At 62.2% G+C, this 15,078-nt stretch carries 10 protein-coding genes and 1 pseudogene; 4 read left to right on the top strand and 7 right to left on the bottom strand.

The features are described 5' to 3' along the window. Positions 1-30: 30 nt before the first annotated feature. From L0U83_RS24805 to L0U83_RS24790, 4 genes are all read left to right on the top strand, one after another. On the top strand, positions 31-1,068 hold the full coding sequence (locus L0U83_RS24805; protein ID WP_233887868.1) for an alpha/beta fold hydrolase: 1,038 nt from the start codon (positions 31-33) through the stop codon (positions 1,066-1,068). Between the two features lie 106 nt (positions 1,069-1,174). Further along, on the top strand, positions 1,175-2,107 hold the full coding sequence (locus L0U83_RS24800) for an NmrA family NAD(P)-binding protein (protein WP_233886829.1): 933 nt from the start codon (positions 1,175-1,177) through the stop codon (positions 2,105-2,107). A 21-nt stretch (positions 2,108-2,128) separates the two neighbouring features. Next, on the top strand, positions 2,129-3,481 hold the full coding sequence (locus L0U83_RS24795) for an epoxide hydrolase family protein (protein WP_233886828.1): 1,353 nt from the start codon (positions 2,129-2,131) through the stop codon (positions 3,479-3,481). Positions 3,482-3,761: 280 nt separating this feature from the next. Then, entirely contained in the window at positions 3,762-4,394 is a 633-nt protein-coding gene (locus L0U83_RS24790; RefSeq protein ID WP_233886827.1) for a LysE family translocator, read from the top strand. A gap of 135 nt (positions 4,395-4,529) precedes the next feature. Here the strand turns inward: L0U83_RS24790 and L0U83_RS24785 are convergent, their stop codons facing one another. The 7 genes and pseudogenes from L0U83_RS24785 to L0U83_RS24755 all read right to left on the bottom strand — a co-directional run. Further along, a complete protein-coding gene (locus L0U83_RS24785; protein ID WP_233886826.1) occupies positions 4,530-4,874 on the bottom strand; it encodes a hypothetical protein in 345 nt (114 codons plus the stop codon). A 103-nt stretch (positions 4,875-4,977) separates the two neighbouring features. Next, complete coding sequence (gene pta / locus L0U83_RS24780; RefSeq protein WP_267939503.1) at positions 4,978-7,209, bottom strand: phosphate acetyltransferase; 2,232 nt, start codon at positions 7,207-7,209, stop codon at positions 4,978-4,980. A gap of 41 nt (positions 7,210-7,250) precedes the next feature. Then, positions 7,251-8,057 carry a pyruvate formate-lyase-activating protein gene (gene pflA / locus L0U83_RS24775; RefSeq protein ID WP_233886825.1) on the bottom strand — a complete coding sequence of 269 codons (807 nt, stop codon included), beginning with the start codon at positions 8,055-8,057 and terminating at the stop codon, positions 7,251-7,253. Between the two features lie 71 nt (positions 8,058-8,128). Then, the gene (gene pflB, locus L0U83_RS24770; RefSeq protein WP_233886824.1) at positions 8,129-10,387 is read right to left on the bottom strand and encodes a formate C-acetyltransferase; all 2,259 of its coding nucleotides are present in this window, start codon (positions 10,385-10,387) and stop codon (positions 8,129-8,131) included. 127 nt (positions 10,388-10,514) lie between these two features. Further along, a complete protein-coding gene (locus L0U83_RS24765) occupies positions 10,515-11,738 on the bottom strand; it encodes an acetate/propionate family kinase (RefSeq protein WP_233886823.1) in 1,224 nt (407 codons plus the stop codon). 163 nt (positions 11,739-11,901) lie between these two features. Continuing rightward, positions 11,902-13,101: an OFA family MFS transporter gene (locus L0U83_RS24760; protein ID WP_233886822.1), complete on the bottom strand. Its 1,200-nt coding sequence runs from the start codon at positions 13,099-13,101 to the stop codon at positions 11,902-11,904. A 678-nt stretch (positions 13,102-13,779) separates the two neighbouring features. Then, positions 13,780-14,976 (bottom strand): annotated as a pseudogene (locus tag L0U83_RS24755) (dienelactone hydrolase family protein); the annotation flags it as partial. Positions 14,977-15,078: the final 102 nt, after the last annotated feature.

Raw genomic sequence — 15,078 nt, 5'->3', positions numbered from 1 at the left:
TCTATCAAAGGAGGATTTGCCTTGAAAGCAATGATCAGGACCGGCTGCGCAAGCATCGTGATTGCGGCGCTGATGGCGGCCGCCTCGCCCGGCTATACGCAGACGTCCGCGACGGATGCGCCGGTCACAACGCATGTGCGCAAACCCGTGGCCGCCAGGACCGACATCTCGGACGGTACGCTGGTGAAGTCGCTGCCCGGATTCCGGAATGGCTACGCAAACGTGAATGGCGTACGGCTGCACTATGTGGTCGGCGGCAAAGGCGAGCCACTCGTGTTGCTGCCCGGCTGGCCCGAAACGTGGTGGACCTTCCACAAGATCATGCCGGCGCTCGCCGGACATTACACCGTGATCGTGGTGGATCTGCGCGGCATGGGCGCGTCGTCGAAACCCGCTGACGGCTATGACAAGAAAACGATGGCCGCCGATATCCATGAACTGACGCAATCGCTTGGATACGACAAGGTTGCGATCGCGGGACATGACATCGGCTCGGCTGTGGCGTTCGCCTACGCGGAGAACTATCCGGAAGCCACCGACAAGCTGGTGATGATGGAGTTTCCGCATCCCGACGATAGCCTGCAGACGTTTCCGCTTCTACCCGCCAATGGCGCATACGGTGACAGGCTGGGCTCGGCGCGCCCGAACCTGTGGTGGTTTGCATTCAATCAGGTCAGCGGTTTGCCGGAGCAGTTGCTCGCAGGCCGGGTCCGGCTTGAACAGGACTGGCTCTTCCATTACTTTCTTGTGAATGAGAAAGCAGTCGACATGCGCGACCGCGCCGTGTATGAGCACGCCTATAACAGCGCCGCCGCGATCCGCGCAGGCAACGCGTGGTATCAGGCCTTCCCTCAGGACATCAGCGACAACAGGAATTATGGCCAGCTGCAAATGCCCGTCCTCGTGATGGGCGGTCCCGCATACAAGTGGATGAAAAAGGTCGTCGGAGATAAGGCGGTCAATATGAGCGCTGTCGACATTGAGAACAGCGGCCACTTTGTCCAGGAGGAGCAGCCCGAAATGGTTACGCAGACAATGCTCGGCTTTTTGCAAGACGCACGCGAATGATGCCCTGATCAGCGCTTTGATTGACGTATGCACGCGCACATTCTCAAATAGAAGTGTGTATATGCATACATAAATAGTGAATTCTCTCCTTTAAAAGGTAAGTGATATGACAACGAAACCTGCCCATGAAGGGCCCATTCTCGTGACGGGTGCCGGAGGCGCGATTGGTGGAATCGGCCGCAACGTGACAACGTCATTGCTCGCGAAGGGCTACAAAGTGCGGGCGCTGGTCCGCCAGGACGACGATCGTACGAACGAGTTGCGCCGCCTTGGCGCCGAAGTCGTGGTCGGCGATCTGACCGATCTCGCCTCGATGCACCGCGCGATCGAAGGCTGCTCGCGTATCTATTTCGGCATGTCCGTCTCCGCGGCGTATCTCGAAGCAACCGTCAATTTTGCTGCTGTGGCGCGTCATCACGGCGTCGAAGCCATCGTGAACATGTCGCAGATGACAGTCACGGAGATGAGCATCACGGAGACGACCGACAGCCCACAGCACAAGCTGCACTGGCTTGCCGAACAGGTCTTGCAGTGGTCTGGTCTGCCCGTCGTCACAGTGCGGCCGACGGCGTTTCTCGAAAGCTTCTTCCTGACGCTCGGCGCAACCGGCGTGCGCGACAACGACGAACTTGCACTGCCGCTTGGCAATAGCAAAACGTCGCCCATTTCTGCGGTTGACGTCGCGAATGCGGTATCGGTGATTCTCGAGAACCCGGCGCCGCATATTGGCAAGATCTATAACCTGACGGGCCTCGAGTCGACGGATCTCGAGAATGCCGCGCGCGTCTTTTCGGACGCGCTCGGCCGGCCCATCCGTTACCGGAATGTGCCTGTCGCGCCGTGGTCGGACAAATTGCGCGAACTCGGCATTCCCGATCATGTCGTCAGGCATCTGGTCGTAATGGCCGATCTCCACGTACAGGGACGATACGACCGCATGACGAACGACCTGTTCGAACTCACGGGCCGCAAACCCATGAGCATGTACGACTTCGTGAAGTTGCACATCGCAGACTTCACGCGCAACGCAACACGCTGACCGAAGGCAGGAGACCGACCCATGTCAACAGACACGCCCCAATCCTCATCGCGCCGGCACTTTGTCGGCGTGGCCGCCGCGGCGCTCGCGGCAGGCTCGCTGAGCCGGCTCGCCTTCGCGCAATCGAGCCAGGCAATCGGCAAGATCGCTGAACCCGCGAACGGCGACAAGACGGCGATCCGGCCGTTCCGCGTTCACGTCCCCGAGTCGCAGCTTACCGACATGCGGCGCCGCATCAAGGCCACACGCTGGCCCGATCGCGAGACGGTGCCCGATGAATCACAGGGCATTCAACTCGCCACCATTCAGGGCCTCGCGCAATATTGGGCAACCGGCTACGACTGGCGCAAATGCGAAGCGCGGCTGAATTCGTATCCGCAGTTCATCACTGAGATCGACGGACTCGATATCCATTTCATCCATGTGCGCTCGAAGCACGAAAACGCGATGCCGTTGATCGTGACCCACGGCTGGCCCGGCTCGGTCATCGAACAGTTCAAGATCATCGACCCGCTCGTCAATCCGACCGCGTACGGCGCACCGGCGTCGGATGCCTTTCATCTCGTGATTCCATCATTGCCCGGTTATGGATTCTCGGCGAGACCGACCACGACGGGCTGGGGGCCGGAGCGCACCGCGCGCGCGTGGGTCACATTGATGAAACGCCTCGGCTATGAGCGCTTTGCTTCGCAGGGCGGCGATCTCGGCGGGATTGTCACGAACATCATGGCCAAACAGGCGCCCCCCGAACTGATCGGCATTCATGTGAACTTCCCTGCGGCTGTTCCCGCGGAGATTCTGAAGTCGCTGGCAGCGGGCGACCCGATGCCTGCCGGTTTATCGGACGATGAGAAGCATGCGTATGACCAGTTGAGCGCCAACTTCAAGAAAAAGCGCGGCTACGCTTTCGAAATGGGTACGCGCCCGCAGACGCTGTATGGACTCGCCGACTCGCCCGTCGCGCTGGCTTCCTGGCTGCTCGACCACGGCGACGGCTACGGCCAGCCCGCGGCGGCGTTGAGCGCAGCGGTGCTCGGTCATCCCGTCAACGGTCATTCAGCAGGCGCGTTGACGCGAGACGACGTACTAGACGACATCACGCTCTACTGGCTGACCAACACCGGCATCTCGGCGGCGCGCTTCTATTGGGAGTCGCACGCGAATTTCTTCCTCGCCGCCGACGTGAACGTGCCTGCCGCTGTGAGCGCGTTTCCGGGTGAAAACTACCAGGCGCCGAAGAGCTGGACCGAAAAGGCCTATCACAACCTGATTTACTTCAACAGGCCCGAAACAGGCGGGCATTTTGCAGCATGGGAAGAACCGATGATCTTCGCGAACGAAGTGCGCACGGGGTTAAGGCCTTTGCGCGCCTGATCAAAGTGCGAAGCGCCCCGACGCACATGCATCGGAGCGCTTCTCTACGTAATCGTGCTGGTCAGTACGATGATGTTCGGGTTGATCTGCCGTTTGGGTTGGCTCCGGGTCCGCTTGCGAAACACGGGCTTTCGAAGAAACAGGTCGGACTGAGAATTTTTCGTTCGACCAACACTGGCACCGCATGTCTGATATTCCTCGAAAGATGGCAACATTGCCACTTCCGCCCGTTTCGCCAAAGCCCGATGATCGGACGATCGTTCATTGCTGGAGCCAAAACATGGCCGCAAACGCCTACTTCTCGACAAACCTGCTGCTTGCTTACGCAGCGTATTTCGTCGGCACCGCGAGTCCCGGGCCAAGCAACCTTGCGATTATGTCCATAGCCGCCAGTCACGGCCGGAAAGCGGCGTTGATGTTCGCACTCGGTGTCATTTCCGGCTCGATGTTTTGGGCGACGGTGGCAACGCTAGGCGTCTCCGCTGCCCTGATCGCCTATTCGCAATTCATCATTGCAGTCAAGATTTTTGGTGGTCTATATCTCTTGTGGCTAGCCTTCAAATCCGGACGCAGTGCGCTTGCGTCAGCAGCGGCATCCGCACTGAAGGCGGAGCGAACACCGACGTTGACGAGCATCTACTCCCGCGGCGTGATGCTCCATCTCACCAATCCAAAAGCGATCCTCGTGTGGGTTTCGATTGTTGCTCTATCGTCGAACAGCACGGGAACTTCTCATAGCGCTCTCATTGCAGGCTGTGCGGCTATTGGATGTCTGGTGTTCGGCGGTTATGCAGTGCTGTTTTCGACGGACTCAGCTCGCAGGATATACGGGCGGACCCGTCGCGCCCTGGAAGGATGTCTGGCGGTAGTATTCGGATTTGCCGGCCTCAGACTTCTGGCGTCGCGTGTCTAGCTAGTTTCCGTACCTTCGCCGGCCCAATGTGATACCGCGGCGGGAGTCCTGCCAGGAAGGCTGGCAACGAGGATTTTCGCGGTTACTCCAATCGCGGGAGGATCGCGTCGATCTACAGACCGGTCGAGATCACGCCTATCCCGGTCGCCGAACCATCGCGCGAATCACCTGGTCGAGCAGCGGATCCAGTTCCGGCCAGCGCCACCGCCTGGGATTCGCCGTCGACCGATTTTTTCGGGTGCGCGGGGCGACGACGTTTGACGGCGGGGGGCCGTATTTGAAGGTTCGAGCACTCCCGCGGCCGGCTGTTTGAACGACATGGACTTCGCTGGCGGCAACCAGGGCACGCAGCCTGATCCTGACCCTCAGCTGGCTGACGTCTAGCGCGCGCGCCAGCAGCTTTACGGTCCATCCGTCGCCGTCGGACATGAGATCGAGGACCCGCTCTTCGAGCGTGGCGACATAGTGCTCGCCAGTCATTTTCACCTCCAGTTACTCTGTACTCCAGAGTGAGTTGCAACCACCCTCCCCGCCCGCCGAGGGCTCAGTGAGCGCCCGGTAGCGGAACGGGTCCCTCCATGGTTTAGACCGATGAAGACGGCCAGGCACCGGATTCACCAGATGACGCCCTGCTCGCAGGTACGCGCGGCGCGAGAATCGCGACGGGCGGTTCGCCGCCGGCGCCGGGTTCGTCTGTCAAACACAGGACAGCTTCACGCCTGCGCTCCGTGGCAGTCGCCGATCCCGCCTGAACTGCGGTAATCGCAATCGTGTAGACGATGTCATCCACGAGCGCGCCGCGTGAGAGGTCGTTGACCGGCTTGCGCAGCCCCTGGAGCATCGGCCCGACGGAGACGACATTCGCCGAACGCTGGACCGCCTTGTACGTGGTGTTCCCCGTGTTGAGGTCAGGAAACACAAAGACGTTGGCGCGACCGGCGAGCGGGCTATGGGGCGCCTTCTGGCGCGCCACACTCTCGACGGAGGCCGCGTCGTACTGGATCGGCCCGTCCACCACGAGGTCCGGGCGCAGCCGGCGTACGATTTCCGTCGCCGCCTTGACCTTGTCGACGTCGACGCCGGAGCCGGACGTGCCGGTCGAATAGGAGATCATCGCAACACGCGGGTCGATGCCAAATGCTCGCGCACTCTCCGCGGACTGGATGGCGATCTCGGCAAGCTCCTCTGCGTTCGGGTCCGGATTGATCGCGCAGTCGCCGTAGACCAGGACCTGGTCTGGCATCAGCATGAAGAACACGCTTGAAACCAGCCGTGAGCCCGGTACCGTGCGAATCAGCTGCAGTGCGGGGCGCACAGTGTTGGCGGTCGTGTGTATCGCACCGGAAACCAGCCCGTCGACGTCGCCCTCGGCGAGCATCATCGTGCCCAGCACGACGTTGTCTTCGAGCTCCAGGCGGGCCTTGTGTTCCGTCAGCCCCTTGGCGCGCCGCAACGCTACCATCGGCGCGACGTAGCGCTCGCGCACGTCCTCCGGGTCGATGATCTGAACGCCGTTGGGCAGCTCGATCCCGTGACCTGCGGCGACGGCGCGAATCGCCTCCGGCGCTCCCAGCAGCACGCATTTCGCAATGCCGCGGGCCACACACTGGGCGGCCGCCTGAATCGTACGCGGCTCCTCCCCCTCGGGCAGCACGATGCGCCGGCGGGCGGCACGCGCCGACTGGACGAGGCGCGTGCGGAATACCGGAGGGGGCATCAGCGGCATCCCCGGCACATCCAGACGCGCTACGAGCGGCTCGGCCACGATGCGCCCGGCGATATAGTCGACCACCTGCTCCATGCGCTCCGTGTCACCTCGATTGACGTGACTCGACAGGTTCGCGAGGCGCGCCGCGACTGAAAACATATCGTCGTCCGCGGCGAGAACAGCCAACCGGTCAAGCGGCCGGCCCTTGAACAGCGCCGCCATGTCCGCGGACAGCATGCCTCCGCCGGTGAGGAGCAGGCCCGCGAGGGGCATGCCGCGATGCGCTGCCAGCGCCACCGCGATGATCGCGTCGGTGCGGTCGGCCGACGCGACGACCAACGTGCCCGGGCGTAAGCGAGGGAGCAGTTGCTCCGGCGAACTCGCCGCGACGAGCACGTTGTCCACTCTGGCCGTTGCTGCCGCGCCCGCACGCACGACGCGCAAATTCAGGCCACAGGCGACGTCGATCACGCGCGGGGAAAACAGACGCTGCGCGGTTGGCACCGACGCGAGAACAGGCGTGCCGTCGCCAAGCACGTCGAGCACCCCGTGCACTGACTTGCTGTCCGGTTCGCGCGCATGGTTCACGAGCACGCCTGCAAGCGGGCGCCGTCCCCCATCACCGTACTGTTCGGCAGCCCCGGACGCGACAGCGCCCAGGTCCGCTATATCACGCGCGCGCGCCGAAAACACGGGAATCAATTCAGCGCTGAGCGTACGAACGATCTCGATGTTCAGCCGCGTCGCAATCTGAAAGTCGACGTCCGGGATCAGGCCTTCGACCACGAGGACCTGATTGCCCTCGCTCGCAGTGTCGACGATCGACACCACGTCTTCCATGAGCCCCGCCAGTTCGCCCGCTCGAACGCGCTCGATCGCGCTCGTATAGTCGAGCGATTCCGGCGTTCGGGTGCCGCACAGGGCGCGCGCAAAATGTGCTGAGAGGTCGCGCTCTCCCGGAATCGACTCCGGCTGTGCAACGGGCTTCACGAAGCCTGCGCGAACGCCACCGAGTTGCAGCGCGCGCACGAGTCCAAGTGCCATCGAGGTAAGACCGGCATCGCGTGAAACCGGGACAAGGTAGAAGATTCGGGGGGCATTGTTCATGAGATTTTCTCGTATTGCCTGCGTTGCTGGCGTGACTTGCATTACTCGGCGGGCAGGCCCCGCACGCGCAACAGCCGGACCACATCGGCCACCTGCGCCGCGGAGGGCGGGATGACACGATCCAGCTTGTAGTCCAGGTTCAGGCTTTTCCATTTGTGCGCGCCGAGCTGATGAAACGGGAGCACGTCGACGCGCTTGACGATCGGCCCGAGTTCGAGAAGAAAATCGCCGAGCCGTGCAATGTGCCCGGGGTCGTCCGTGAGGCCGGGAACCAGCACGTAGCGGATCCACACGGACTTGTTCAGTTTGGCCAGACGCCGCGCGAAGGCGAGCGTCGGCGCGAGTTCCACGCCCGTGAGCTCACGGTAGTGGGTCGGGTCGATATGCTTGATATCGAGCAGCACCAGGTCCACCGCTTCAAGCCACTCGTCGCTCACATTGGCGCCAAGGTAGCCTTGCGTGTCCAGTGCCGTGTGCAGCCCAAACTCGTCGTGGATGCGCTTGAGCAGTTCGCCTACGAAGGCACGCTGGGCGAGCGGCTCACCACCGGAGATCGTCACGCCTCCGGTCAGGCGCAGGAATTTCACATACGGGCGAATCTCTTCAATCGCCTCGTCGATCGTGACCGGACGTCCGGCCTCGAAGCGCCACGTGTCAGGGTTGTGGCAGTAGGCGCAGCGCAGGGGACATCCAGCAAAAAAGTAGACAAAGCGCACGCCCGGGCCGTCCGCGGCGGCGCCCGTCTCGACTGAATGGAGCAAACCCCGCGGGCGACCGACCTTCGCCAGCACCTTGCGCGGTGCCGGTTCGCGGTGGATCGTCGTGGAGGTGTTGAGGCTCGGGAACATGGCTGAAACTTTCCTTGTGTTCAGAGAGCCGGCCCGGGATTGACCAGACCGGCTCAGGGGCTACAACGGACTTACATCGACGCGTGGAACGTACGCGAGATCACATCGAGCTGCTGCTCGCGCGTGAGCTTGACGAAGTTCACCGCATAACCGGAGACCCGGATGGTCAGCTGTGGGTACTTTTCCGGATGCTCCATCGCATCGACCAGGGTGTCGCGGTTGAACACGTTCACGTTGACGTGATGGCCCTTCGCATGCGCGAACCCGTCGAGGCAGTTCGCGAGATTGCGTCTGCGCTCGTCCGCACGGCGCCCAAGCGCGTCGGGCGTGGCCGATGCCGTCCACGAAATGCCATCGAGTGCGGCCTCATAGGGCAGCTTCGCGACCGACGCGCCCGCCGCGACAAAGCCCTTCGTGTCCCGACCGTTCATGGGGTTGGCACCCGGTGCAAACGGCTCACCTGCGCGACGGCCGTCAGGCGTGTTGCCCGTCTTCTTGCCGTACACCACGTTCGACGTGATCGTGAGCACGGACTGCGTGGGCACCGAATCGCGATAGAAGTACGGCTGCGACGCAACCTTCTTCATGAACGTCTCGGTCAGCCAGACAGCGATCTGGTCGACACGGTCGTCGTTGTTGCCATACGCTGGATACTCGCCTTCAATCACGAAGTCGACCGCAAGGCCCGCGTTGTTGCGTGCCACCTTGACCTTCGCATGGCGGATCGCGGACAGACTGTCGGCGGCAACCGACAGACCCGCAATGCCGCACGCCATCGTGCGCAGGATGTCGCGGTCATGCAGCGCCATCTCGATGCGCTCGTACGCATACTTGTCGTGCATGTAGTGGATCGCGTTCAGGGCCTTGACATAGGTCTTCGCGAGCCAGTCCATCATCGGGTCGAGCTTCGCAAGCACCTCGTCGTAGTCCAGCACATCGCCCTTGAGCGGCTCGAAGCCCTCGGCGACGACCCGACCGGTCACCTCGTCCACGCCACCATTGATCGCATAGAGCAGCGTCTTGGCCAGGTTCGCACGCGCGCCAAAGAACTGCATCTGCTTGCCGATGCGCATGGCCGACACACAGCACGCGATGCCGTAGTCATCGCCCCAGCGCGGACGCATGACGTCATCGTTTTCGTACTGGATCGCCGACGTCTGGATCGAAACTTCGGCGCAGTAGTCCTTGAATCCTTGCGGCAGCTTTTCAGACCACAGCACCGTGAGGTTGGGCTCGGGTGCCGGTCCGAGATTGAACAGCGTCTGCAGGACGCGGAAGCTCGAGCGGGTCACGAGCGTACGACCGTCTTCGCCCATGCCACCGATGGCCTCGGTCACCCAGGTCGGGTCACCCGAGAACAGCTGGTCGTAGTCGGGCGTGCGCAGGAAGCGCACGATCCGAAGCTTGATGACCAGGTCGTCGAACAGCTCCTGGACTGCCTCTTCGGTCAGCAGACCGCGTTCCATGTCACGCTGGATGTAGATGTCGAGGAAGGTCGAGATACGGCCAATCGACATGGCCGCCCCGTTCTGCTCCTTGACCGCGGCGAGATAGCCGAAGTAGAGCCACTGGACCGCCTCGCGCGCCGTGAGCGCCGGACGCGAGATGTCGTAGCCGTAGCTCGCTGCCATCTCCTTGAGTTCTTCCAGTGCGCGGAACTGCTCCGAGAGCTCTTCGCGCGTGCGCATCGTCTTCTCGTCGAAGACTGCGTCGTCGAGTTCGTGGTAGGCACGCTGGCGGTCGCGCTTGAGCGCGTCGACGCCATACAGTGCCACCCGGCGATAGTCGCCGATAATCCGGCCACGGCCGTAGGCATCCGGCAGGCCGGTGATGACACCGGACTTGCGGGCGGCCAGCACATCCGGCGAATAAACGTCGAAGACGCCCTGGTTGTGACTCTTGCGGTAAAGCGTCCAGATCTCGCTGACTACCGGAGAGATCTTGAAACCATAGGCCTCCAGACCCGCTTCGACCATGCGCAGGCCGCCATTGGGCATGATCGCGCGCTTCAGGGGCGCATCGGTCTGCAGACCCACGATGATCTCGTTATCCTCATCGATATAGCCCGGCCCATGCGCCGTAATCGACGATGCGCGGTCCGCCGACACGTCAAGGACACCCTTTTCGCGTTCGGCCTTGAGCAGGACCGCGAGCTTTTCCCACAGTGCCGTCGTACGCGCCGTGGGGCCCGCGAGGAACGACCCGTCCCCCTCGTACGCCGTGTAGTTGCTCTGAATGAAGCTGCGCACATCCACGCTGGATTGCCACGTACCCTCGACGAAATCTGCCCAGGGATCAGCCTTGAATTCAACATTAGAGACGACGTTCATTACACAACTCCATGGTTCACTGGCGCGGCCCATGCCGCACCTGAATTTCCTCAATAAGACCCGTCATTCATTTGACCGGTCTGCTTTGTGTCTCCGACCTTGCCTGCACTCCGGCAATATTTCGAAATCAGGCCGCGAGGCGCTGCGGCACATCGAGGCCCGCGAGGCGGACCGCGTCACGCGCAATCAGTCCTTCCTCGTCGGTGGGGATCACCCAGGCCTGGGGGCCCATGCCACTGTCGATGCGACCGAAGGCGCCGCCGGCCATGCGCTCGTTCGCTTGTGCGTCGAGCGCGAAGCCAAACACGCCAAGATGCTTGAGCGTCATTTCCCGCACGCGCGCCGAGTTCTCGCCAATGCCGCCCGTAAAGACGAGCGCATCGAAACGATGCAGTGACGTGGCGAGCGCGCCGATGTAACGTGCCAGGCGATGTACAAAGACGTCGAGCGCAAGCGCTGCGCGGTCGTCACCGCCATCCGCGGCAAGCTGGATCGTGCGGCAGTCGCTCGAGAGCTCCGACAGACCGAGGAGCCCGGATTCCCGGTTCAGCAGGCTTTCGACACCGGCCAGGTCCAGCCCGGCCACGCGTGCCATGTGAGCGGCCGCGCCCACATCAAGATCGCCCGCGCGCGTGCCCATGACGAGCCCCTCGAGCGGCGTGAGCCCCATCGAGGTGTCGCAGCTCTCGCCATTACGGACCGCACACACCGACGCCCCGTTACCGAGGTGCGCCACCACCACGCCGTGATCCTTCGGATCGAGCGCGAGCAGTTCGGCCGCGCGCTCGGATACGTACCGGAACGACGTGCCATGAAAACCGTAGCGCCGGATGCCGTGCTCGCGATAGAAGCGGGACGGGATGGCGTACGTGTAAGCCTCAGCCGGCATGCTCTGGTGAAACGCCGTATCGAACACGGCAACCTGCGGGATCGTGGGGAAGAGTTCGCTGCATGAGCGGATGCCCATCAGGTTGGCGGCATTGTGCAGAGGCGCGAGCGCCGACACCGCCTCGATATCCGCAATCACCTCGGGCGTGACACGCACCGACTGGGAGAAGCGCTCACCGCCATGCACCACGCGGTGGCCCACCGCGGCGACGCGATGAAGCCAGCCGTTGCGCTCGACGTGCGAAAAGATCGCCCGGAGCGCATTCATGTGGCAGTTTCCTGGCAACTCCTCGACGTGCCGCTCCTCGCCCTTGCGCAGCACCAGGCGTGCTGGGCCGCTTGTGCCCAGCGACTCCGCGATCCCGGCGAGCAGCGAAGGACCGCCGTCAGCCGGAAGGAGCCGGAATTTCACGGAGGAGGAACCGCTGTTGACGACGAGAACGAGGGGTTGTTGCGAACTCATGGCTTCGATACCTACGAATTGGTCCAGAGTCTCAGGGGGATGTTGCAGACCGTCGCTCTGGTCGACGGTCTCTTTTCTTCGCCTGTGCGGCGGAGAGACCTTTTCACATCGCACCAGCCGGACGAGGCTTCACCTCGGCTGACTGGAGCAGGCGGCGACTGGCTCAGGCGGGAGTAGTCGCCCTGGCAAGCACCGGGAGCTTTGCCGGGGCACGGATCGCCAACATGATGATGAGCGAGGCCACACACAGTCCGACGATCGCGAAGAAGGTCGTTTGCATGTCGCCACCGACGAGACCGATGACGGCGCCGGTGAGCGCGCTCAGACCAAAGCCCTGATAAATGAGGCCGTAGATCTGGGTGACGTTCTTCACGCCGAAGTAGTCACCAACGAGTGCCGGGTAGACCGTCAGGCAGCCACCGAAGCTGAACGTGATGGCGCCCATGGCGAGCAGGAACACAACCTTGGTCAGCGGCACAAACAGGAGCGTGGACACACCGAGCAGCATCAGGATCAGCGCGAAGGCGATCACAGGCTTACGGCCGACACGGTCGGAGCCCGGGCCAAGAATCAGACGCCCTGCGATGTTCGCCAGTGCCATGATCGAGACGGCTTCGACGGCTTCGGGGCGCGTCAGGTGGACCAGGCGCAAACCCACGTCCGTTGCGATGCTGATGGAATAGAGACCGCCCATGCAGGTGGTGAAGAGCACGAGGAAGATGAGCCATGCCTGGGGCTTGCTAAGTGCTTCACGCAGGCTGTAACCGGTGACCCCCTGCTTTGCCTCCAGGGCCGGGGCGCTTGAGAGCATCGGAGACGCCACGAGCAGGCAAAGCGCAACAATCAAGCCCCAGTACGTGAACGAGCCGTCCAGACCGAAATGGGCCAGGAGTGCGACGTTGATGTACTTGAAGACGAAGCTGCCCAGGCCATACGCGCTGATCGACAGGCCGGAAATCAGCCCCTTGCGCTCAGGCATCCAGCGGATCATGTTAGTGAGCGTCATCATGTAGCCCACGCCGTTGGCGAAGCCAACCATCACGCCAGCGGTCAGGTACAGCGTCGTGAGGCTTTCGGCCTGGTCGGCCAGTGCCAGGCCAAGGGCCAGGAGAATCGCGGAACCAATCAGGCTTTTGCGGATGCCGATCTTGCGTTCAAGCCAGCCGGAACAGGAAGCGCCGATTGCAAGAAAGACAGTGGTGAATGCGAAGGTCAGAGCGACCTTGCCGAGGGGCCATCCGAACTCGCTGACGAGCGGCTGGTTAAAGAGGCTCCACGTGTAGATGGAGCCGAGCACTAGCTGTGCTATGAGTGTGCCGCCCAGGACTAACCAGGCACGGCCGGAACTAGAGGACTGATTCATGAATTTCTCTTTCCAGGCAGAAGGCGTAATCTTGCGAACCCCGCACAACCGGGCGGTCCGCGCTTTTGACATTGACATGGGTGAGGCGAGGGGCATTTATTTGCATAGGCATCCTTACTAATATTCACAACTCCGCAACCCTGATCGCCCGCAATATGTCCATATCTACGCGACAGGCGGCGAGCCGAAGTGGCGACGCCGCGCCACACTTTCCACCACGCCGCCGGGATTTTCGCACGACCGTTTAGTTGATATGTCCACTATATTCCAATGTGTAAGGTTTTTGTATGCGACTCCGGGTCGCGCATACCCCGGAAAATTCGGGACACATTGAATCGAGGGTGCACGGCAAACCCGTGAATCGCCCTCCCTCTCGCCGACCTGTGAAGGGAAAACGCCATTTCAAAGGGGCGCGCGACGGGGATGCGGCGGGGAGTCCGGGCTTGATCGCAAGGAAGATTGGGACGTTCCAGGCAACGGTCAGCCACTCCCTGCCTGTTTCGCGTCATTTGTCAGTTCAGCAGACGAGGGCTACGGCACCCGAAGTGCGCAGACACGTTAGCAATCTACAAAGGGGAAGCCTGGCTGTGCCGGCAGATGGACAGCGCTGGCCCGTGGATGATCCGGCGAAAAGAGACAGTGCTCTCGCCGCGCCTGTCGTTCGACGCAGCGGCGTCAATCCCGCCAGACGACCGCTTGATCAACCGCATAGAGCCTGCACTGATCGGGACTTTGCTTTTGGCAATTCGCGAGGGCAACGGACTTCGGATCGTCTCCTCCCTCCGCCCACGACCATGCGCCTGTTGTGGAGATGGCGAACGCACGGCCCGGATACTGCTCTAGAAACGTGCGATACCCTTCCCGTCCGGCCCGATCGAGGAACGGAACGGCGTCGACCGATTCAATAGGCGCATAGCCGGACGCTTTCGGCTGATCCGGCTGCGCAATGCGGTACCGTACGCGCGTCGGCATGCCGACCTGCCTGAGGAATCCTTCGACGGGCGACCACCACACGAACACCCCGTTGCGGTCCCCGAGCATGCGATGAGCGTCATTCTTGTAGACGCCCAGGTCAACCATCGTCGCGGCCGCGCCACCTGCAACATACCGGTCGTACATTCTCACACCGAGGCCTGGCGGGAAGACCGAATCGTTCTGGCCGTACAGCCATAGTGAAGGTACTTTGGTCTCCTTCTCGCCATATGCGCCGAAGGCTCGCGTCAAGTTTCCCTGCCAGTCGGAGCAGGCGTCCTGCCGAAGGCCGCCGGAGAAGTTGATCAGGCCCCGCACCCCGGGAGCGGCTTGCGCGCCGTATGCAATCGTCGCGAGGCCGCCGTGCGAAACACCGGCCACGACCATATGCTGCGCGTCCACGTATGGCTGCCTCGACATAAAGGCAACCGTCGCTGCGACGTCTTCCGCCTGTGCTGCCCCGTTGCGCTCGACGTCGCATTCATATTTCCCGTAGGTGCCACCCGATTGCGCGAACCCGCGCCGGTTCGGCGCTACGACTACGTAGCCGCGGCGCACAAATTCGCGCGCAAACGGCAGCGGTTCGCTGCGCGCTTGCATGCGTGGATCCCCTTTTATCTTCCCGTGGTTGAAAACGATTAACGGGAATGGCCCTGGGCCGTCCGGCTTGTAAATCGTGGTTTGGAGGGAAGCGTCGCCGGCGACCGGAATGTGGATGATCTGTTCGTTTAGACCAACAAGTGGCAGTTCTGCGTCCTCGCTGGGTGCACTACCAAGGCTTGGTGCGCTGACGACCGGGCGCGAGTCCGGCGCTAGTGACGGCTGAGCCTGCACAGCGGGCATCCCAAACGCGAGACACACGCATACCATTACCCAACCCGCCCGAACTCGCCAAAAACCCATCTGTCGCACCTGCTTCGATCTGCGGTGCTGCAGACGACGCCATGCGACAATGTGTCCTTGCGTAAGCGTTTGCGCACCAAGTTGATAAATCAACTATATTCG

Origin of the sequence: Paraburkholderia flagellata, from assembly GCF_021390645.1 — a bacterium.
Classification (GTDB): Bacteria; Pseudomonadota; Gammaproteobacteria; order Burkholderiales; family Burkholderiaceae; genus Paraburkholderia; species Paraburkholderia flagellata.
This window is presented reverse-complemented; position numbering and strand designations above follow the sequence as displayed.